The organism is Nocardiopsis ganjiahuensis DSM 45031 (assembly GCF_000341085.1).
GTDB classification, from domain to species: domain Bacteria; phylum Actinomycetota; class Actinomycetes; order Streptosporangiales; family Streptosporangiaceae; genus Nocardiopsis; species Nocardiopsis ganjiahuensis.
Genome location: NZ_ANBA01000038.1, coordinates 1 through 18,889, shown reverse-complemented (window position 1 = coordinate 18,889; position 18,889 = coordinate 1). Strand labels below are relative to the sequence as shown.

Annotated in this window: 18 protein-coding genes and 1 pseudogene; 10 read left to right on the top strand and 9 right to left on the bottom strand. The window is 70.2% G+C overall.

What is annotated here, in order from left to right:
• Positions 1–344: 344 nt before the first annotated feature.
• From D458_RS0132325 to D458_RS34685, 6 genes and pseudogenes are all read right to left on the bottom strand, one after another.
• On the bottom strand, positions 345–908 hold the full coding sequence (locus D458_RS0132325) for an NADPH-dependent FMN reductase (protein WP_017590864.1): 564 nt from the start codon (positions 906–908) through the stop codon (positions 345–347).
• 208 nt (positions 909–1,116) lie between these two features.
• Complete coding sequence (gene sucB / locus D458_RS0132320) at positions 1,117–2,880, bottom strand: 2-oxoglutarate dehydrogenase, E2 component, dihydrolipoamide succinyltransferase (RefSeq protein ID WP_017590863.1); 1,764 nt, start codon at positions 2,878–2,880, stop codon at positions 1,117–1,119.
• A gap of 121 nt (positions 2,881–3,001) precedes the next feature.
• Positions 3,002–4,378, bottom strand: a complete 1,377-nt coding sequence (gene lpdA / locus D458_RS0132315; RefSeq protein ID WP_017590862.1) for a dihydrolipoyl dehydrogenase — start codon at positions 4,376–4,378, stop codon at positions 3,002–3,004.
• A gap of 145 nt (positions 4,379–4,523) precedes the next feature.
• Positions 4,524–6,047 carry a leucyl aminopeptidase gene (locus tag D458_RS0132310; protein ID WP_083936497.1) on the bottom strand — a complete coding sequence of 508 codons (1,524 nt, stop codon included), beginning with the start codon at positions 6,045–6,047 and terminating at the stop codon, positions 4,524–4,526.
• 348 nt (positions 6,048–6,395) lie between these two features.
• Complete coding sequence (locus D458_RS0132305; RefSeq protein ID WP_017590860.1) at positions 6,396–7,187, bottom strand: adenosylcobinamide-GDP ribazoletransferase; 792 nt, start codon at positions 7,185–7,187, stop codon at positions 6,396–6,398.
• Positions 7,184–8,180, bottom strand: a pseudogene (locus D458_RS34685) (bifunctional adenosylcobinamide kinase/adenosylcobinamide-phosphate guanylyltransferase). Before D458_RS34685 ends, D458_RS0132305 begins: the two are co-directional and overlap by 4 nt.
• Positions 8,181–8,386: 206 nt before the next feature.
• Here D458_RS34685 and D458_RS0132295 point away from each other — a divergent pair.
• The gene (locus D458_RS0132295; RefSeq protein WP_017590858.1) at positions 8,387–8,590 is read left to right on the top strand and encodes a hypothetical protein; all 204 of its coding nucleotides are present in this window, start codon (positions 8,387–8,389) and stop codon (positions 8,588–8,590) included.
• Positions 8,591–8,757: 167 nt separating this feature from the next.
• Here the strand turns inward: D458_RS0132295 and D458_RS0132290 are convergent, their stop codons facing one another.
• Entirely contained in the window at positions 8,758–9,762 is a 1,005-nt protein-coding gene (locus D458_RS0132290) for an aldo/keto reductase family protein (protein ID WP_026119897.1), read from the bottom strand.
• Positions 9,763–9,945: 183 nt separating this feature from the next.
• Positions 9,946–10,608: a DUF3043 domain-containing protein gene (locus D458_RS0132285; protein ID WP_026119896.1), complete on the bottom strand. Its 663-nt coding sequence runs from the start codon at positions 10,606–10,608 to the stop codon at positions 9,946–9,948.
• A gap of 96 nt (positions 10,609–10,704) precedes the next feature.
• Here D458_RS0132285 and D458_RS0132280 point away from each other — a divergent pair, with 96 nt between their 5' ends.
• The 7 genes from D458_RS0132280 (at position 10,705) to rpsD (ending at position 16,380) form a co-directional block, all read left to right on the top strand.
• Complete coding sequence (locus D458_RS0132280; RefSeq protein WP_083936496.1) at positions 10,705–11,472, top strand: PspA/IM30 family protein; 768 nt, start codon at positions 10,705–10,707, stop codon at positions 11,470–11,472.
• Positions 11,469–11,747 carry a PspA-associated protein PspAA gene (pspAA, locus tag D458_RS0132275; protein ID WP_017590854.1) on the top strand — a complete coding sequence of 93 codons (279 nt, stop codon included), beginning with the start codon at positions 11,469–11,471 and terminating at the stop codon, positions 11,745–11,747. The genes D458_RS0132280 and pspAA overlap by 4 nt, the downstream gene beginning before the upstream one ends.
• Positions 11,748–12,075: 328 nt before the next feature.
• A complete protein-coding gene (htpX, locus tag D458_RS0132270) occupies positions 12,076–13,002 on the top strand; it encodes a zinc metalloprotease HtpX (protein ID WP_017590853.1) in 927 nt (308 codons plus the stop codon).
• Between the two features lie 30 nt (positions 13,003–13,032).
• On the top strand, positions 13,033–13,653 hold the full coding sequence (gene pspAB, locus D458_RS0132265; RefSeq protein ID WP_017590852.1) for a PspA-associated protein PspAB: 621 nt from the start codon (positions 13,033–13,035) through the stop codon (positions 13,651–13,653).
• A gap of 290 nt (positions 13,654–13,943) precedes the next feature.
• Positions 13,944–14,294, top strand: coding sequence for a HesB/IscA family protein (locus tag D458_RS0132260; RefSeq protein ID WP_017590851.1), 351 nt, complete (start codon positions 13,944–13,946; stop codon positions 14,292–14,294).
• A gap of 215 nt (positions 14,295–14,509) precedes the next feature.
• Positions 14,510–15,481: a carbohydrate kinase family protein gene (locus tag D458_RS0132255; RefSeq protein ID WP_017590850.1), complete on the top strand. Its 972-nt coding sequence runs from the start codon at positions 14,510–14,512 to the stop codon at positions 15,479–15,481.
• Positions 15,482–15,768: 287 nt separating this feature from the next.
• Positions 15,769–16,380, top strand: coding sequence for a 30S ribosomal protein S4 (gene rpsD / locus D458_RS0132250; RefSeq protein ID WP_017590849.1), 612 nt, complete (start codon positions 15,769–15,771; stop codon positions 16,378–16,380).
• A 291-nt stretch (positions 16,381–16,671) separates the two neighbouring features.
• Here the strand turns inward: rpsD and D458_RS0132245 are convergent, their stop codons facing one another.
• Positions 16,672–16,923, bottom strand: coding sequence for a sulfurtransferase TusA family protein (locus tag D458_RS0132245; protein ID WP_017590848.1), 252 nt, complete (start codon positions 16,921–16,923; stop codon positions 16,672–16,674).
• 370 nt (positions 16,924–17,293) lie between these two features.
• On the opposite strand from D458_RS0132245, the gene ctaC reads away from it, so the two are divergent.
• Together ctaC and D458_RS0132235 are read left to right on the top strand one after the other, a co-directional pair.
• Positions 17,294–18,280 carry an aa3-type cytochrome oxidase subunit II gene (ctaC, locus tag D458_RS0132240; protein WP_449406598.1) on the top strand — a complete coding sequence of 329 codons (987 nt, stop codon included), beginning with the start codon at positions 17,294–17,296 and terminating at the stop codon, positions 18,278–18,280.
• Positions 18,281–18,889: cytochrome c oxidase subunit I (locus D458_RS0132235; RefSeq protein WP_017590846.1), on the top strand; the 609-nt coding region annotated here is incomplete at its 3' end.

The following is an 18,889-nucleotide window of genomic DNA, read 5'->3' as shown; positions in this document are numbered from 1 at the left end:
CGGTGGCGCCCCGGGGCTGCTGGACCCGGGAAGTTTTCTTCGGGTTTTTCGGCGAAAGGCCTGCGGGGGGCAGCCGGGTCTTCTAGGTTGAGTGTGGGACATGGAACTCCGCGTCAGCGCGGGGCTACCGTGGGCGACGTCCTGTCGGGCTGGCAGGCGTTCGCTTACCTGCAGACCTTTGATGATGGGGATCATCAGGGGATGGTGATTGGTGGGGTAGAAAGACGGGGCGGTGCCGTTCAGGCGCCGCCCCGTCCACCGTTCGGGGCCCGAAGAGGCGCCCTCCAGCGCCCCCAGCGCCCGAACGCGGGCCCGAAGCGCGGCGGAAGCCCCAAGAGGCGCTGTCAGCCGGGGTAGGGGCGGCGGCCGCGGGCCTCGCGCAGTGCCAGGGCCCACCACACCAGCTGGTCGAACATCTCCTCGACCGCGTCCTCGGCGCCCCGCAGCTCGTCCACGGGGCCGCCCTCGGCGCCGAACATCCGCTGGGCGTTGTGCAGGCTCACGGAGGTGCGCACCGACGTGACGTGCAGCTCGGCGAAGACCGAGCGCAGCTGCTCCACGGCGCGCAGGCCGCCGGACATGCCTCCGTAGGAGACGAACGCGACCGGTTTGGCGAACCACTCCTTGCGGGCGGAGTCGATGGCGCTCTTCAGCGGGCCGGGGTAGCCGTGGTTGTACTCCGGTGTCACCACCACGAAGCCGTCCGCCGCCTCGATCCGGGGCGAGAACGACTCCAGCGACGTCCCGTGGCCGTCACCGAGGTCGAGCTCGGCGACGTCCAGCACGTCCACGGCGACACCGTCCCGGGAGGCGGCCCGGTCGAGGAACCAGCTGGAGACCACGGGTCCGGTGCGGCCACTGTGGTTGCCGCCGAGGACCACCGCGATCCGAAGCTTCTCCTGCTGCATGTGGTTCCTTCTCGTCTTCGGCTGTACAGGGGAACGGGGACGAGGGGCGGGTCAGGCGATACAGCCACGTTAGGACGTCAAGTTGAGTTGAGGTCAAGCCGGGAGGGGTGACGGAAGGGGAGACGGTCGTCACGCGAAGCGGCCCGGGCCGGGCACCGTCGGACGGTGCCCGGCCCGGGCCGAGAAGGACCCCCTGGCGGGGGACCGGTCAGGACAGACCCAGGTCGCCCTCGAAGGCGCCCTCTTCCAGGCGTTCCTTCACGGTCTGGAGGAAACGGCCGGCGTCGGCGCTGTCGATCAGACGGTGGTCGTGCGCCATCGACAGGTAGACCATCGAGCGGACCGCGATGACCTCACCGCCCATGGCCTCGTCCTCGACGACGACCGGACGCTTGACGACCGCGCCGGTCTCCAGGATCGCGACCTGCGGCTGGTTGATGATCGGCGTACCGAACAGCGCGCCGGTGTGGCCGGTCTCGGAGATCGAGAACGTGCCGCCGCCCAGCTCGTCCGGGCCGAGCTTGCCGGTGTGGGCGCGCTCGGTCAGGTCGGTGAGGTTGCGGGCCAGGTCGCCGAGGTTCAGCGAACCGGCGTCCTTGACCACCGGGGCGAGCAGCCCGCGCTCGGTGTCCACCGAGACGGCGAGGTTCTCGACGTCGTGGTAGGTCACCGTCTGGTCGGCGGCGTTGATCACCGCGTTGACCTTCGGGTGGACCTTGAGGGCCTCGACCGCGGCCAGGGCGAAGAACGGGAAGAAGCTCAGTTCCACGCCCTCGCGCTTGGCGAAGTCCGTGGCGGACTGGTCGCGCAGGCGCGCGATCTTGCTGACGTCGACCTCGATGACCTGCGTCGTCGTGGCGGAGACGCGCAGCGACTCGACCATGCGGTCCGCGATGGACTTGCGCAGGCGGCTCAGCTTCTCGGTGCGGCCGCGCACCGACGTGTCCGCGGTGACCTTGCGCGGGGCGGCGGCCGGAGCGGAGGCGGCGGAGCGCTGTGCCTCGGCGGCCTTGAGCACGTCCTGCTTGCGGATGCGGCCGCCCACGCCGGTGCCGGAGACACGGCTCAGGTCGACACGGTGCTCGTTGGCGAGCTTGCGGACCAGAGGCGTCACGTAACCCTCGGCCATGGCGTCGGTGCCCGAGGCCTGGCCGGTGCCGCTGAGCGTCTCGATGTCCACCGACGGGCTGCCGGCGTCCTGCTCACGTGCGGCGGGAGCAGGTGCGGACCGGGCGGTCGGGGCGGACTCGGGCTCGCTCTTGGCGGCGGGCTCGGGCTCGGCCTTGGCCGCGGGCTCGCTCTTGGGCTCGGGCTTGGGCTCGGGCTCGGCCGGGGCGGCGGAGGCGGAACCGGAGCCGCCGCCGATGATCGCGATCTCCGTGCCGATCTCGACCGTCTCGTCCTCGTCGACGAGGATCTTGGTGAGTACACCGGCCACCGGGGACGGGATCTCTGTGTCCACCTTGTCGGTGGAGACCTCGAGGAGCGGCTCGTCCTCCTCGACGGTGTCGCCGACGCTCTTCAGCCACTGGGTGATGGTGCCCTCGGTGACGCTCTCACCCAGGGCGGGGATGGTCACGGGGGTACCGGGGCCGTCGGAGTCGGATTCGCCTGCGGCGGGCGCGGCGGGAGCCGGCTCGGGCTCAGGCTCGGGCTCGGGCTCGGCGGCGGGCTCCTCCGCGGCCGGCTCCGGCTCCGGCTCGGCGGCCTGCTCGGGCTCGGCGGCCGCGGGGGCGTCGTCGGCGCTGTCACCGTCGCCGCCGATGACCGCGATCTCCGCGCCGATCTCCACGGTCTCGTCCTCGTCGACGAGGATCTTGGTGAGTACACCGGCCACCGGGGACGGGATCTCTGTGTCCACCTTGTCGGTGGAGACCTCAAGGAGCGGCTCGTCTACCTCGACGGTGTCGCCCACGTTCTTCAGCCACTGGGTGACGGTCCCCTCGGTGACGCTCTCACCCAGGGCGGGCATGGAAACGGAAGTCGGCATGGGTTCCTCGTTGGATCTGGACGCGGTACCTGCCCAAGGCCTTGATGGGCAGCGCGGATGTGTGCGGGGGCGGGCCCGTGAGGCCCGCCCCCGTGTGAAGCGGTCAGTCGTGGACGTGCAGCGGCTTGCCCGCCAGCGCGAGGTGCGCCTCGCCCAGCGCCTCCGACTGGCTCGGGTGCGGGTGGATCAGCTGGGCCACCTCGGAGGGCAGGGCCTCCCAGTTGTAGATCAGCTGCCCCTCGGCGATCAGCTCGCCGACGCGGCTGCCGACCATGTGGACGCCCAGCACGGGGCCGTCCTTCTCGGCGATGACCTTGACCGCGCCCTGGGTCTGGAGGATCTGGCTCTTGCCGTTGCCCGCCAGGTTGTAGTTCATCTCGACGACGTCGTGTCCGCGCTCCTTGGCCACCTTGGTGGTGAGACCGACGGAGGCGACCTCAGGCTCACAGTACGTGACGCGGGGGACACCGTCGTAGTCGATCGCGGGCGGGTTCTGCCCCGCGATGTGCTCGGCGACGAAGATGCCCTCGGCGAAACCGACGTGCGCGAGCTGCAGGGTCGGGATGAGGTCGCCGACCGCGTAGACGTTGCCGACGCCGGTGTGCAGGTTCTCGTCGACCTGGACGAAGCCGCGGTCCAGGGTGATGCCCTGCTCCTCGTAGCCCAGGCCCTCGGAGACCGGGCCCCGGCCGATGGCGACCAGCAGGACCTCGGCCTCGAGGGTCTTGCCGCCCTGGAGGGTGACGACCACGCCGGAGTCGGTGGTCTTGACCGACTCGAACGGGGTGCCCAGCTCCGACTTGATCTTCCGCTTGCGGAAGGCGCGCTCCAGCAGCTTGGAGCTGGACTCCTCCTCGACGGGGACCAGGTGCTTGAGGGCCTCGACGATGGTGACGTCGGCGCCGTAGGAACGCCACACGCTGGCGAACTCCACGCCGATCACGCCGCCGCCCAGGACGATGACGGACTCGGGGACGCGGTTCAGCTCCATGGCCTGGTCACTGGTCATGACCTTGTCGCCGTCGATCTCCAGGCCCAGGGTCTTGGGCTTGGAGCCGGTCGCCAGGAGGATGTTCTTCCCCTTGTAGACCTTGCCGTCGACCGTGACCTCGTCCTTGCCGGTGAGCTTGCCCTCACCCTCGACGACGGTGATCTTGCGGGACTTGATCAGCCCGCTCAGGCCCTTGTGCAGGCCGCTGATCACCTTGTCCTTGTAGTGGTGCACGGCCTCGATGTCGATGCCCTCGAAGGTGGCCTTGACACCGAAGTTCTCGCTCTCCTTGGCGGAGTCGGCGACCTCGGCCGAGTGCAGGAGGGCCTTGGTGGGGATGCAGCCGCGGTGCAGGCAGGTGCCGCCGAGCTTGTCTTTCTCGATCAGGACGACGCTCATGTCCAGCTCGGCGGCGCGCAGTGCCGCCGCGTAGCCGCCGCTGCCGCCGCCAAGGACGACGAGGTCGAAGGTGCCGCCGCTCTCACTCACGGGAACGAACTCCTAGTTGTGGTGGCTGGTGATGGGTGGTGGAAGACCGGGTCCGCTACCGCCGGGGGCGGCGTGTCATCAGGGACCGCGGCTGCCGGGGAAGGGGCGGCACACCGGCTCAGGAGTGCCGCCCCGACCTTCCGGACTACGCCTTACGGGCGTACTCCTCGGCGATACGGACGAGGGTGCGGGTACCCGCACCGGTTCCGCCCTTGGGGGTGTAACCGTGGGGGCCGCCCTGGTTGAAGGAGGGCCCGGCGACGTCGAGGTGGGCCCACTTGGTGCCCTCCTCGATGAACTCCTGGAGGAAGATGCCCGCGGAGAGCATGCCGCCCCAGCGCTCGCCCGCCACGTTGGCGATGTCGGCGACCGAGGAGTTGAGACCGGCGCGCAGCTCGGCCGGGAGCGGCATCGGCCAGGAGGCCTCGCCCTCGGCGCCGGCCGCGGCGACGATCTCGTCGCGCACGGAGTCGTCGTTGGACATGACCGCGAACACGCGGGTGCCGAGCGCGACCAGCTGGGCGCCGGTCAGCGTGGCGATGTCCACGATCAGGTCCGGCTCGTCCTCGTGGGCGCGGACCAGGCCGTCGGCCATGACCAGGCGGCCCTCGGCGTCGGTGTTGAGGACCTCGACGGTCTTGCCGCCGTAGATGCTCAGGACGTCGGAGGGGCGCTGGGCGGTGCCGCTGGGCATGTTCTCCGCGACGGTCAGGTAACCGACCGCGTTGACCTTCAGGCCCAGGGTGGAGATGGCGCGCATGGCGGCCAGCACGGAGGCGGCGCCGCTCATGTCGGACTTCATCCAGTCCATCGAGCCCGCGGGCTTGAGGGACAGGCCGCCCGAGTCGAACGTGATGCCCTTGCCGACGAAGGCGACCTTCTTGGTGGCCTCGGGGTGGCTGTAGGCCAGCCGCACCAGGCGGGGCGGGTTGGCCGAACCCTGACCGACGCCGGTCAGGCCGCCGTAGCCGCCCTCGGACAGGGCGTGCTCGTCCAGGACCTCGATCTCGAGGTCGGCCTGCTGGGCGATCTCCTGGGCCGCGGAGGCCAGGTCCTCGGGGACCAGGTCGGCCGGGGCGGTGTTGACCAGGTCACGCGTGAGGGAGACGGCCTCGGCCAGGACGGCCGCGCGCTCCACGGCGTCGGCGGCGCCGGCGGCCTCGCTGACCACGGTCAGCGTGGTCTCGGCGGACCTGGCCGCCTTCTTCTCGGCCTTCTCGCCGGTGCGGTACCGGTCGAAGCTGTAGCTGCCGAGCTCGGCGCCCAGGGCCACGGCACCGGCCTGGTCGGCGGTGGTCGCGGGCAGGGCCAGGACCACGCGGCCCGCGCCCTCGGGGCGGGCGCTCAGCGAACGCAGCGCGGCGCCGGCCGCACGGGACAGCACGTCGGAGTCGACGGGGCCGTCGGCGGGCGCCGGGCCGAGACCGACCGCGACGACGACCGGGGCCTTGACGGCTCCGAGGGAGGCAATGGTGTGCACCTCCTCAGGGGCGCCGCTCGCTCCCAGGAGCGACAGGGTCGAGCCGAGGCCGCCGGTGAAGGCGGCGTCGACGGTATGAGCGCCCGATGCAGGCTCCGGGGCGTCGCCTCCGGAGTGGTAACCGACGACAACCGCGTCGGCGTCGAGCGAACTGGGGGACTCCGTGTTTACTGACAACGTCGTGCTCACGTCCTCGATGCTAGTCCTCCCGCGCCCCCGGCGGCGACGCGGCGCCCCGCACCCTCCGGGGCCCTGACGCTGCGCTCTGGGCCGCTGTGCGCCGCAGGGGTGTCCCCCCGGCGGACCCGTCTCCGTCCGTGCCATGTGGGGGCTCTGGTCTCTCGCGGGGGGTGTCGCACGCGGTCGGCGGCGGGAGATCGCCTCTGCCCCTGCGTCAACCACGTGAAACTCCGTGTGAAAAAATGTGATCATGGCGACATCCCGCCACTGTGGAAAACTACCAGTCGGTACGAATCGCCTGGTGGGACTCGCCCGGAACCTTCACACCCGCACGGGCCGCCGCGCCGGCGCGCAGCCTCACGCCCACGTGACCGCCGCCGCGGTCACCAGCAGCACCGTGGTCCCGGCCGTCTCCACCAGGGCGCCCAGGACGTCCCCGGTCAGACCGCCCAGCCGCCGCACCGCGCGGCGCAGCAGGAGGCCGGCCGCCAGCAGCCCGGCCACCGCTGCGAGCGCACAGGCCGCGGCGAACCCGGGGGAGCGGGCGAGTCCGAGCGCGCACAGCGCCAGCACCCCGGCCGCGCACACCGCCGCGGGCAGGGGGCGCACCGTTCCCGCCACGAACGCGCCCAGGCCCTCCGGGCGGGCCGAGGGCACACGCGGCGTGCACGCCAGGGTCACCGCCAGGCGCCCGCAGGCGCCCGCCGTCACGGCACCGGCCAGGGCGGCCCAGTAGGAGGCCTCCAGGAGCTGGGCCAGGGCCAGCGCCTGCGCCCCCACCGCCACCAGCAGGGTGAGGACCCCGAACGGACCGATGTCGGAGCGCCGCATGACCTCCAGCGCACCCTCGGCGGGGCGGCCGCTGCCCAGACCGTCGGCGAGGTCGGCCAGACCGTCCAGGTGCAGCCCCCGGGTGAGCAGCGCGCCCAGCCCCACCGACAGCAGCGCGGCCAGCGGGGCCGACCAGCCCCACCACACACCGGCCACCGCGACCGCCCCGGTGACCGCCCCCAGCAGCGCGCCCAGAGCGGGGGCCCAGCACATCGCCCAGCCGGCCGCGGCGCGGTCCACCCGCTCCACCCGCACCGGCCAGACCGTGAAGGTGCCCACGGCCATCCGGGCGCCGGCCGCGGCGTCGGAGCGGCTCACTGGAGTTCCAGCACGCGCCCGGCGGTGGCCAGCACCACGTCCTCGGACTCGGCGCCCACCCACTGGTTCAGCAGCCCGAGGTGGTCGCGGAAGAGCCTGCCCGAACGGGTCGGCGGAACCACGCCCGAACCCACCTCGTTGGTGACCGCCACGACGTAGGCCTGGGTCGAGCGCCAGGCCTCCAGCAACTCGTGCACGGCCGCCTCCACCCGCTCCTCGGCGTCCTGGGGCGGCTTCTCCTCCCACAGGCCGCACTCGTCCATGACCGAGGTCAGCCAGGTCCCCAGGCAGTCGACCAGGACCGCGCCCCGCGTCCTCTTGAGCAGCAGCGCGAGGTCGGTGGTCTGCTCGGTCCGCCACCACCACGGTCGGCGCCGCACGTGGTGGGCGACCCGCTCGGCCCACTCCGGGTCCGCCTCGGCGTCCACGAGGGGTCCTGTGGCCGCGTAGACCACGTGGGGCTCGGCCATCAGGCGCAGCTCGGCCTCGGTGGACTTGCCCGAACGCGCCCCACCGGTGACCAGGGTCCGGTGCGGTCCGCGCGGCCGGGACTCCGGCCACACCGCGGGCGGGCACGACATGACGCTGCCGTCCCCCGGGGCCAGGGCGCCCCACAGGCGGGCCCGCCGGGCGAACTCCTGCGGGGACCGGACCCGGTGGTCGCCGCCGACCGCGACCACGGCTGTGGTCACCCCGATCACCCCGGAGCGGCGCAGCTCCCCGATGATCTCCGGGCGCTGGGCGGCGTCCACGATGACCATGTCCACCTGTTGCGAGGGCGCGGAGGAGTCCTCCGACGTCCGGCCCCGCGGGCCGGGCGTCGGCGGGCGGTCCCCCCGGCAGCGGGCCCGGACCCGAGCGGGCGTACAGCAGACGGCCGCCGTCGGCGCCCTCGACCAGGGCGCCCTCCGGGGTGAGCGTCACCGTGTAGCCGGGTGGTACCGGACCGACGGCCCCGGACTCACGCAGGCGGAAGCGGTCGTCGACGGTCACCCTCAACGGAAGACGGCGATCCACATGGGCCTTGTTGCAGGACGAGCAGGTGCACTGTGGGGCCGGCCAGCCCGTGTGACCCGCTGTCCCCAGAAATCGGATACGCACCCAAAAAAGTAAACAGCATGGTGGACCAAGCCTTGGTTAAGCTCGGCACAGGATCGCGGTGCACCCACCGTGGAACCGGCGACGAAGGGCGGTCGAACATGGCGTGGACGTGGCGGTACATCGAGGCGGACGGCGCTCAGATGAAGGCGGAGGAGCTGCCGGTCGAGTCGTTCACGTCGCGTGGCGACGCCGAGAGCTGGCTGGGCGAGAACTGGGCCGAGCTCGCGGAGGGCGGCGTGGGCAGCGTCGCCCTGCTGGAGGAGGACCGGGAGGTCTACACGATGCCCCTCGCGGCCGAGTAGACCCGGTTCCCCGAGCGCCGCGCCCGTACCCGGGCGCGGCGCTTCCGTCTCCCGGGCCGGCCGTCCCCGGCCTGACCGCGTCCGGTCACGGAACGGGCGAGGGGCCCGGAGGCGCACTCGGCCTCCGGGCCCCTCGCCCGCGTGTGCGCACGCGCTCTGCGCGGACGTCAGCCGCGGATGTTCTCCGGGCTCTTGGTGAGCGCCGGGTCGCGCTCGACGCTGTCGCCCAGGACCTCGTCGATGCGGGTCATCAGCGCGGCGTCCAGCTTGACCCCCGACGCCTTGACGTTGCTCTCGACCTGCTCGGGGCGCGAGGCGCCGATGATCGCGGCCGACACGTTGGGGTTCTGCAGCACCCAGGCCACGGCCAGCTGCGACAGGGTCAGGCCGGCTTCGGCGGCCAGCGGCTCCAGCTGCTGCACCCGCTCCAGCAGGGCCTGGTCCGAGACCTTGTCGGCGAGGAACTTCTCGCTCTTGGGGTCGCTGGCGCGCGAACCGGCGGGGAGCTCCTGGCCGGGCTTGTACTTGCCGGTCAGGATGCCGCCCGCGATCGGGGACCAGACGATCTGGCCGATGCCCTCGCGCTCGGAGAGCGGGACGACCTCGGACTCGATGACTCGCCAGATCATGTTGTACTGCGGCTGGCTGGAGACGATCCGGTCGAAGCCCATCTCGTCGGCGATCTTGAGCGCCCGCTCGATCTCCTCGGCACGCCACTCGGAGACGCCGATGTAGAGGGCCTTGCCCTGGCGGACCAGGTCCTCGAAGGCCCGCATCGTCTCTTCCAGCGGGGTGGTGTAGTCGAACCGGTGCGCCTGGTACAGGTCCAGGTAGTCGGTTCCGATGCGGCGCAGGGAGTCCTCGCAGCCGCGCATGATGTGCTTGCGGGACAGGCCCTTGTCGTTCCTGCCCTCGCCCATGGGCCAGTAGACCTTGGAGAAGATCTCCAGCCCGTCGCGGCGCTCGCCCTTCAGCGCGCGGCCCAGGACCTCCTCGGCCCTGCCCTGTGCGTAGACGTCCGCGGTGTCGAAGGTGGTGACGCCCGCGTCGAGTGCGGTGCGGACGCAGGAGACCGCCGTGTCCTCCTCGACCTGGGAGCCGTGGGTGATCCAGTTCCCGTACGCGATCTCGCTGATGATCAGACCGCTGTTGCCAAGATGCCGAAATTCCATGAGGAGCACTCTAGTAGGCCGGTCCACAGGTGCGGTGGTCCGCCCACCGGATCTTTGGGAACGCTCCCAGCGGTGTTTGCGGGGCGCGCACGCGGTGTTTACGGGGCGCGCACAGTGAAGGGCCGGTGCACGCACCGGCCCTGCTCACGACGGACGGGATGGGGAAGTGGGACGGCTGGCCGTTCAGCTTGCGCTGTTCGGTGTGGGGTCCTCGCCGACCTTGATCCGGGGCTTGGGCAGACGCAGGCGCCGGAACTGGAGCTGGCGCATCGCGGCGTACATGCCGATGCCCTTGACCATGGGGTCGTCGGGGAAGTACTCGCCGGCGCGGCGCTTGACCGTACGGCCGATCAGGATGCCCTCGGCGATGATCGTGACCATCATCAGCGGCCACATCACGTAGACCACACCCACCTGGAAGAGCGGGTTGTTGATGAACATCAGCACGATGATCAGGATCGAGAACGGCAGGAAGAACTCACTGGCGCTGCGGCGCGAGTCGATGAAGTCGCGGGCGTAGGCGCGCGCCTTCCCGAGGTCCTGCTGACGGAAGTACTTGTCGTCGCCCTTGGGGGTACCGGAACGACGCGGGCTCGTGCCGCGTTGACGTTCGAGACGGTCCCGGTAGGCGCGGTAGGCCTCCTTACGGGTCTCAGGGGCCTTCACCGGTCGGCGCGGGGTGCTTTCGGATTCCCTGCGCTTAGGGGTGGGCACACCCTTCTTGGGGGTATATCCCTTAGGTTGGGTGGCCTCAGTGGCCTCAGGGCTGGCGGATTCGGCAGAGTTCGAATCCGGGGCTGCGGAAGCGGAGCGACGTCGGAACACACCCTCAGGGTAGCCGGTCATAGCTTTATGGCGACCGCGGGCCAGACCGCGTAGGGTTGGGCAAAGCGCCCGCTGGGAACAGCCGATGTACGCACCGAGAAGGGGACGGCCACGCCAATGAGCGTGTTTCAGCGACTTTCATTGATTTTCAAGTCCAAGGCCAACAAGGCCTTGGACGGTGTCGAGGACCCCAGGGAAACCCTCGACTACTCGTACCAGAAGCAGCTCGAACTCCTGCAGAAGGTCCGTCGCGGTGTCGCCGACGTCGCGACCTCCCGCAAGCGGGTCGAGCTCCAGATCCAGCAGCTCGAGCAGCAGTCCGGCAAACTGGAGAACCAGAGCCGGGCGGCCCTGACCCAGGGCCGTGAGGACCTCGCCCGCGAGGCCCTCACCCGTCGTTCCGGCCTCACCGGCCAGATCGAGGGCCTGCGCGAGCAGCACGCCAACCTCCAGGGCGAAGAGCAGAAGCTCACGATGGCCGCCCAGCGCCTCCAGGCGAAGGTCGACGCCTTCCGCACGCGCAAGGAGACCATCAAGGCGACCTACACCGCCGCCCAGGCCCAGACGCAGATCAGTGAGGCCTTCTCCGGCATCTCCGAGGAGATGGGCGACGTCGGCATGGCCGTGCAGCGCGCGGAGGACAAGACCGCCGAGATGCAGGCCCGGGCCGGCGCGGTGGACGAGCTCCTCGCCTCCGGTGCGCTGGACGACGTCACGGGCTCCGGCCCCAAGGACGACATCCAGCACGAGCTCGACCAGATGGCGAGCACGACCGGCGTCGACGCCGAGTTGGAGCGCATGAAGCTCGAGCTGGGCGGCGGCAACGGCGGCAGCGCCCCGCAGATCGAGGGCGGTAACAGCGCCGGGAACCGGGAGGGCTCGTGATCGTACGCATCATGGGTGAGGGCCAGGTGGACCTCACCGACGCTGACCTGGAACTGCTCAACGACTTCGACGCCGCCCTGGAGGAGGCGATCGAGTCGGGTGACGAGGCGAAGTTCCGCCAGGCCCTGCACGACCTCCTGGAGAGGGTGCGGGAGGATGGCAAGCCGCTGCCGCCCGACTCCCTGGAGCCCTCGCAGTTCATCCTCCCCCACGCCGGCGCCAGCATGGACGAGGTGCGCGAGATGCTGCAGAACGACGGCCTCATCCCGGGATAGGGGCCGCGCCCCTGCCGGGCCCGCCACCGTCCGGGTGAGTCCTTGAGGCAGGCGTGCCCCACGGGCCGACCGATCCCTCGGTCCGGTCCCCCCGGTCTGAGCCACGCTCGGTGCCTGCGTGCGCGTTTTCCAGCGCGGCCGCCGTGACCACGTCACGGCGGCCGCGGTGCGTCCGGGACCATGTGGGTCCGGGACCGGTCCTGACGGACCCGCGGCCGGGGCCGGCGCGTCCGGGAGACCGGGGTACGGGAACACGCGGTGACCCGCTTTAACCCGTTTCTCACCTGTCCGAACTACACTCCGAACATCCGCAGGGGAAGGAATCGGCGTGGCAGGTTCGAAGTTCCGTCCGGACCGGGGGCTGACGGCCCGGATGGTCATGACCATGGTCCTGCTGTTCCTGGTCTACGTCGCCTTCGTGGTGGGACTGGTACTGGCGGGCCTCAACATCGTCCTGGTCCTGGTCCTCGTCGCGGCCTTCGCGGCGTTCTCCTACTTCTCCTCCGACAAGATCGCCATGTTCGCCATGGGGGCCAAGGAGGTCACCCCCCAGCAGGCCCCGGACCTGCACGCCATGGTCGACCGCCTGTGCGCCATGGCCGACATGGCCAAGCCGCGTGTGGGCATCGCCGACACCGACGTCCCCAACGCCTTCGCCACCGGGCACAGCGAGAAGTCCGCGGTCATCTGCGTCACCACCGGGCTCATGCGCCGCCTGGACGGCCCGGAGCTGGAGGCGGTCGTCGCCCACGAGCTCTCGCACATCGCCCACCGCGACGTCATGGTGATGACCATCGCCGGGTTCCTCGGCATCGTCGCGGGCTTCCTCACCCAGGCCGGACTGCGGTTCGCCATGTTCGCCGGTGCGAGCGGCGGCCGCAGCAACAACAACGGCCCGGCCCCCGCGGTCGTCGCGCTCCTGGTCGTCGTGGTCAGCGCCGTCGCCTGGGTGCTGAGCTTCCTGCTCACCCGCGCCCTGTCCCGCTACCGGGAACTGGCCGCGGACCGTGCCGCCGCCTACCTGACCGGCCGCCCCTCGATGCTGGGCAGCGCCCTGTCCAAGATCACCGGCGACATGGCCAGCATCCCCACCCGGGACCTGCGCCAGGTCGAGCCGTTCAACGCCTTCTTCTTCGCCCCGGCCTTCGCGAAGAAGGGCTTCAGCATGAACCAGCTGATCGCCACCCACCCGCCGGTCGAGCAGCGCCTGTCCCAGCTCTCCGACATCTCCCGCCAGCTCGGCAGCGGAGCCTGACCGAACCACCCACGAGGGGAACCCACCACGATGAGTTTCTGGCGCGCGCTGCTGGGCCGCTCCAAACCGGTCAAACCCGACCTCGACGCGCTCTTCGGCCTCCCCTCGGCGGCGCTCACCCTGCGGGCCGGGATCGGCCTGGTCCCCACCGGTTCGGGCTCGGTGGCCTTCCGCGCCTCCGAGGGCGCCGCCTTCGCCGACGTCGAGCGCGACGTCACCGCGCTGCTCAACGCCGGGGACGGCCCCCCGGTCGAGCAGGCCACCGACGACTACGGCTACACCTGGCTGGTCGTGCGCGCCGGAGCCGCCGAGGGCGCGGGCCCGGACGAGCGGAGCCAGGGCGGTGAACTGGTCGACACCGACATCACCGGCCTCGTCACCGATCTGCACGCGGTCAACTCCACTCTCGAGGCCAACGGCTACGGCCCCTCCCTGCTGTGCTCCCTGGTGGGTTTCACCGACAGCGCAGGCCGTTCGGTCGGCCTGGTCTACCTGTACAAGCGCGGCACCTTCTACCCCTTCGCGCCCAAGGGCGGGAAGCAGCGCGACAACGCGCTGGAACTCCAGGTCGAGGCGGCGATCGGTGACGACCTGCCGATGGAGAAGGACCGGTCCCGCTGGTTCCCGGTCTACGGGGCCCCCGGGCTGTGACCACGGGTCCCGGGGTGTGCGTTCGGTCCCGCGGGACCTGCGAAGATGGCATCCGGGGCCGGGACAAATTACCCTTGGACGCAAGAGCACACCCGTGCGTCGCCGAGGCCACACGTGCACCGTGTGACCGAGGCGGCAGGGCGAACACAGCGGCCACGCGGCGGAATGCCACACAGGCTCCCGGCGTTGGGACCCGTTGAAGAGGACAGGACCCGTCGAGGCGGGGCCGATCCGGTACGCGACCGGGGTCGCCAGACGGCCGCAACCCCTTTTAAGAGGAGCTTTACAACATGACGGTTCAGAGCGAAGCCACCGCGCAGGGAGTCATCCTCACCGACGGTGCGGCCGACAAGGTTCGGGCGCTCCTTGAGCAGGAGGGCCGGGACGACCTGCGCCTGCGCGTGGGCGTCCAGCCCGGTGGTTGCTCGGGGCTGCGTTACCAGCTCTACTTCGACGAGCGCGACCTCGACGGCGACGTCGTCGCCGACTTCGACGGTGTCGAGGTCGTCACCGACCGCCGCAGCGCCGCCTACCTCATCGGTGCGAGCATCGACTTCGTGGACACGATCGAGAAGCAGGGGTTCACCATCGACAACCCCAACGCCACCGGTTCCTGCGCCTGCGGTGACTCCTTCAACTAGGACCGCCCGAAGGAGCCCGGAGGACCGGGAACCAGCCAGGGGGAGGACGGACGCGAACGAGCGTCCGCCCTCCCCTTCGCCGTGCCCGTACGCCTAGCGGTGCACGGCTCTGGGTACCCTTGGCAGGTCCGAACGGGCACGGCCTCGGCATGCCCGAACAGCTCGCTCAGCTCGTCTCCGAGCGAACCACTTCCCCATCAAGGAGCCCACGTCCCGTGCGTATCGCGGTTGCCGGATCCATCGCCACCGACCACCTGATGACCTTCGAGGGTCGGTTCGCCGAGCAGATCATCCCCGAGCAGATCCAGCAGTTGTCCCTCTCCTTCCTCATCGACGAGCTGGACGTGCGCCGCGGCGGCGTCGCGGCCAACATCTGCTTCGGCATGGGCGGCTTCGGCCTCAACCCGGTCCTGGTCGGAGCCGCCGGAGCGGACTTCGAGGAGTACCGCGCCTGGCTCGACCGCCACGGCGTCGACACCTCGGCCGTGCACATCTCCGAGCTGCGCCACACCGCCCGGTTCGTCTGCACCACGGACCGCGACCAGAACCAGATCGCCTCCTTCTACACGGGTGCGATGGCCGAGGCCCGCAACATCGAGCTCCAGCCGATCTCCGACCGCCTGGGCGGCCTCGACCTCGTCCTCATCGGCGCCGACGACCCGGCCGCCATGGTCCGCCACAGCGAGGAGTGCCGTACGCGCTCCATCCCCTTCGCCGCGGACCCCTCCCAGCAGCTCGCCCGGATGGAGGGCCCGGAGGTGCGCACCCTCATCGACGGCGCCGCCTTCCTGTTCAGCAACGAGTACGAGAAGGCCCTGGCCGAGCAGAAGACCGGCTGGTCCGACGACGAGATCCTGGCCAAGGTCGGCACCCGGGTCACCACCCTCGGCGCCAAGGGCGCCCGCATCGACCGCCGGGGCGAGCCGAGCATCCACGTGCCCTCCGCCGCCGTCGACGAGCTCGTCGACCCCACCGGCATGGGTGACGCCTTCCGCGCCGGCTTCCTGTCGGCCCACTCCTGGGGCCTGTCCCTGGAGCGCGCCGCCCAGGTCGGCAACGCCACCGCCGTGCACTGCCTGGAGGCTGACGGCCCGCAGGAGTACACGCTGACCGGTGCCTCCCTGCTGGAGCGCCTGGAGCGCTCCTACGGCGCCGAGGTCGCCGCCGAGGTCGCGCCCTTCGTGTGACCCGTGCCGTCTCCGGCCGGAAAAACGCGTCTTCTGGTCGGGGCGGTGCCCCGAAGCCCGTAAAGTGGATGGTCGTGACCCGCACGGGTTTTTCCCGTGCCCACCCGGTGCGTTGAAACGCGTGCCGGGTCATTTCGCCCAAGCCGTTAGCGCCGGGTCACGCGCGACGGTGGGGAACCCGCTTCCGACCCGCACCGCGGGACACCGGGGCTCGGGCGCCGTGAGCGCCTCCCAGATCTAGGCAAGCCTTACCTGGGATTCCCTGATTCACCCTGAAAGGACTTTGCATGCGCTACACCGGACCGAAGGTGCGGTTGTCCCGGCGCGCCGGCACCCCGCTGACCCGTAAGGCGGTCAGCTACTTCGAGAAGCGTCCGTACCCGCCCGGCGAGCACGGTCGCCGCGTCCGCCGCAACAGCAGCGACTACGCCGTTCGTATGGCGGAGAAGCAGAAGGTGCGCTGGTACTACGACCTGACCGAGAAGCAGCTGGTCAGGATCTACGAGAACGCCAAGAAGCGTCCCGGCCGTACCGGTGAGGAGATGCTCGGCGAGCTCGAGCTGCGCCTGGCCACGGTCGTCCTGCGCGCCGGTCTGGCCGCCTCGATCTACGCCGCGCGCCAGTTCATCAACCACGGTCACATCACCGTGGACGGCAAGAAGGTCGACATCCCGTCGTACCAGGTCAAGCCGGGCCAGATCATCAGCGTTCGGGAGAAGTCCCGTTCGATGGTCCCGTTCGTCGAGGCCGCCGAGGGTGTCCACGCCGACGACAAGATCGCCGGTTACCTGGCCGTGAGCCACAAGGACCTGCGCATCGCGGTCATCGACCGCCCCAAGCGTGAGCAGATCCCCGTGCCCTTCGACGAGCAGCTCGTCGTCGAGTACTACGCTCGCTGATCAGTGCCCGCACTCGCGGTCCCACCCCCCTCCAGGGGCGGGCCCGCACTCGCGGGGAAGGCCGCGCGGACCCCGTGTCCGCGCGGCCTTCGCGTTGCCCGGCGCATCCGGAAGAAGGGCGCGGACCCCTCGCGCCACTCCCGGAGAACCGGGCGGCGCGAATCGTTATCGCAACGGAACCGAAAACCTGGCCTCGCCCCTGAGGTGCCGAGGCGCCCTCCGGACGTGCCGCGTCTCGGTACATCCTCCGGATGTGCTGCGTCTCGGTACATCCTCCGGATGTGCTGCGTCTCAGTACATCCTCCGGATGTGAAATGCGCTACCGACGGCCAGCGGCCGCTCGACGACGAACTCGTGCATCTTCATCCGGCACCAGGACGGTATGTCCGCGCTTGCCGCGGGATCGTCCGCGGTGACCGCGATGACCGCTCCGATGGGCACTTCGTGCAGTCGGGCGGCCAGCATGATGATCGGGATCGGGCACTTGCGGCCCACCGCCTCCACGGTGACCAGCGGCTGCTGAGAAGTCGGTCGTTCGGGCACGTCCCACCCCCGTTGGTTGTCGTCCTGTGGCCCAATCTTGACCCGGCGCGCGCCAAAAGGCGCACCCGGTTAAGGGTGTCGTAAACCCAGCGATACGCTCGCCTTAGTCTCGTGCCGCGAACGCGCACACCACCGCCGCAGGCGGCGATGCGCACGGTCGTGGACGAGGGCCCGGGGGAGCGCCGGGCCGCGCCTCGTAGCCAGCCGGGAGGACATCCCTCGCAGGCGACCCGGCCCGGCTCCGTGAGACCACCGCACGTTCCGGGAGGGCGAGTCTGGCAACACGCTGACCAGGCAAGCCCATGAACGGCACGCTGGGCGGTTCGCGATAATGTTTCCCCCTGACAAGCTTTGGATACTTAGGCCGCCCGTGGAGAATCCACGGGCTTCACCGCTGGGAAGGCAATCCGTGAGTCCGACCCGCCAAAAAAATCGGCGCTCAACTCTGCGCCGATGGGCACCACGCGGCGCCGCGCTCGCCGTGCTGGGGCTGGCCGCGACCGGCTGCGCGTCGAACGATCTCACTCGTTTGGGCATGCCGGAGCCGATCACCGAGCAGGCCGAGCGTGTTATCTCGCTCTGGCAGGGCTCGTGGGTGGCGGCTTTCGCGGTCGGCATTCTCGTGTGGGGACTGTTCATCTGGACAATCCTCTTCCACCGCAAGCGCTCTGAGCAGTTGCCGCCGCAGGTGCGGTACAACATGCCCATCGAAGCGCTGTACACCGTTCTGCCGATCGTCGTTATCTCGGTGCTCTTCTTCTTCACCGCGCGAGACCAGGCCTACCTGCTCGACACCGAAGAGCCCGCCGACGTCCACGTAGAGGTCGTGGCCTTCCAATGGGCCTGGCAGTTCAACTACATGGACGACACCAAGGAGAACGGCGGAGAGGTGCTGTTCTCCGAGGTCGGCATCCCCAACCCGGACGGCACCGCCAACCGCGACACCCAGACGACCCTCACGCTCCCCGAGGGCGCCGTCGTCCACTTCGACCTCCACTCGCCCGACGTCATCCACTCGTTCTGGATCCCGGCGTTCGGTTTCAAGATGGACGTCGTCCCTGGCCGCGACAACGCCTTCCAGGCGAACCTCAACGAGGGCACCGCGGGTGACTACGTCGGCCGTTGCGCCGAGCTGTGCGGTGTGGACCACACCCGCATGCTCTTCAACGTCGAGGTGCTGCCGCAGGACGAGTACGACGCCTGGGCCGCCGAGCAGGAGGCCGACGCCGAGGAGGCCGCCGCGGCTGCCGAGGACACCGGTCCCGACACCGACCTCGCCGAGGGCACGGGCGCCGACGGCACTGACGCTGAGGGCACGGGCGCCGAGGCGACCGAGTCCGAGGAGAATGACGAGTAGATGACCACGACGGCAACCGAACCCCGCACTGACGGTCATTCACCGTCACGCAAAGGGTCGCTCATCGTCAGTTGGCTGACGTCGACCGACCACAAGGTCATCGGGTACATGTACCTGATCACCTCCTTCGCCTTCTTCCTCTTCGGCGGCGTGCTGGCGCTCCTGATGCGTCTCGAGCTGTTCTCGCCGGGCATGCAGTTCCTGTCCAACGAGCAGTTCAACCAGATGTTCACGATGCACGGCACGATCATGCTGCTGATGTCCGCGACCCCGCTGTTCGTCGGGTTCTCGAACATCCTCATGCCGCTGCAGATCGGCGCCCCCGATGTGGCCTTCCCCAGGATCAACCTGTTCGGCTACTACCTGTTCCTGTTCGGCAGCCTGATCGCCATCAGCGGGTTCCTGACCCCGGGCGGCGCCGCCAGCTTCGGCTGGTTCGCCTACGCCCCGCTGTCCGACGCGGTCCGCTCGCCGGGCCTGGGCGGCGACCTGTGGATCCTGGGCCTGGTCGTCTCCGGTCTGGGCACGATCCTGGGTGCGGTCAATTTCATCACCACCGGCCTGTGCATGCGCGCGCCCGGTATGACGATGTTCCGCATGCCGATCTTC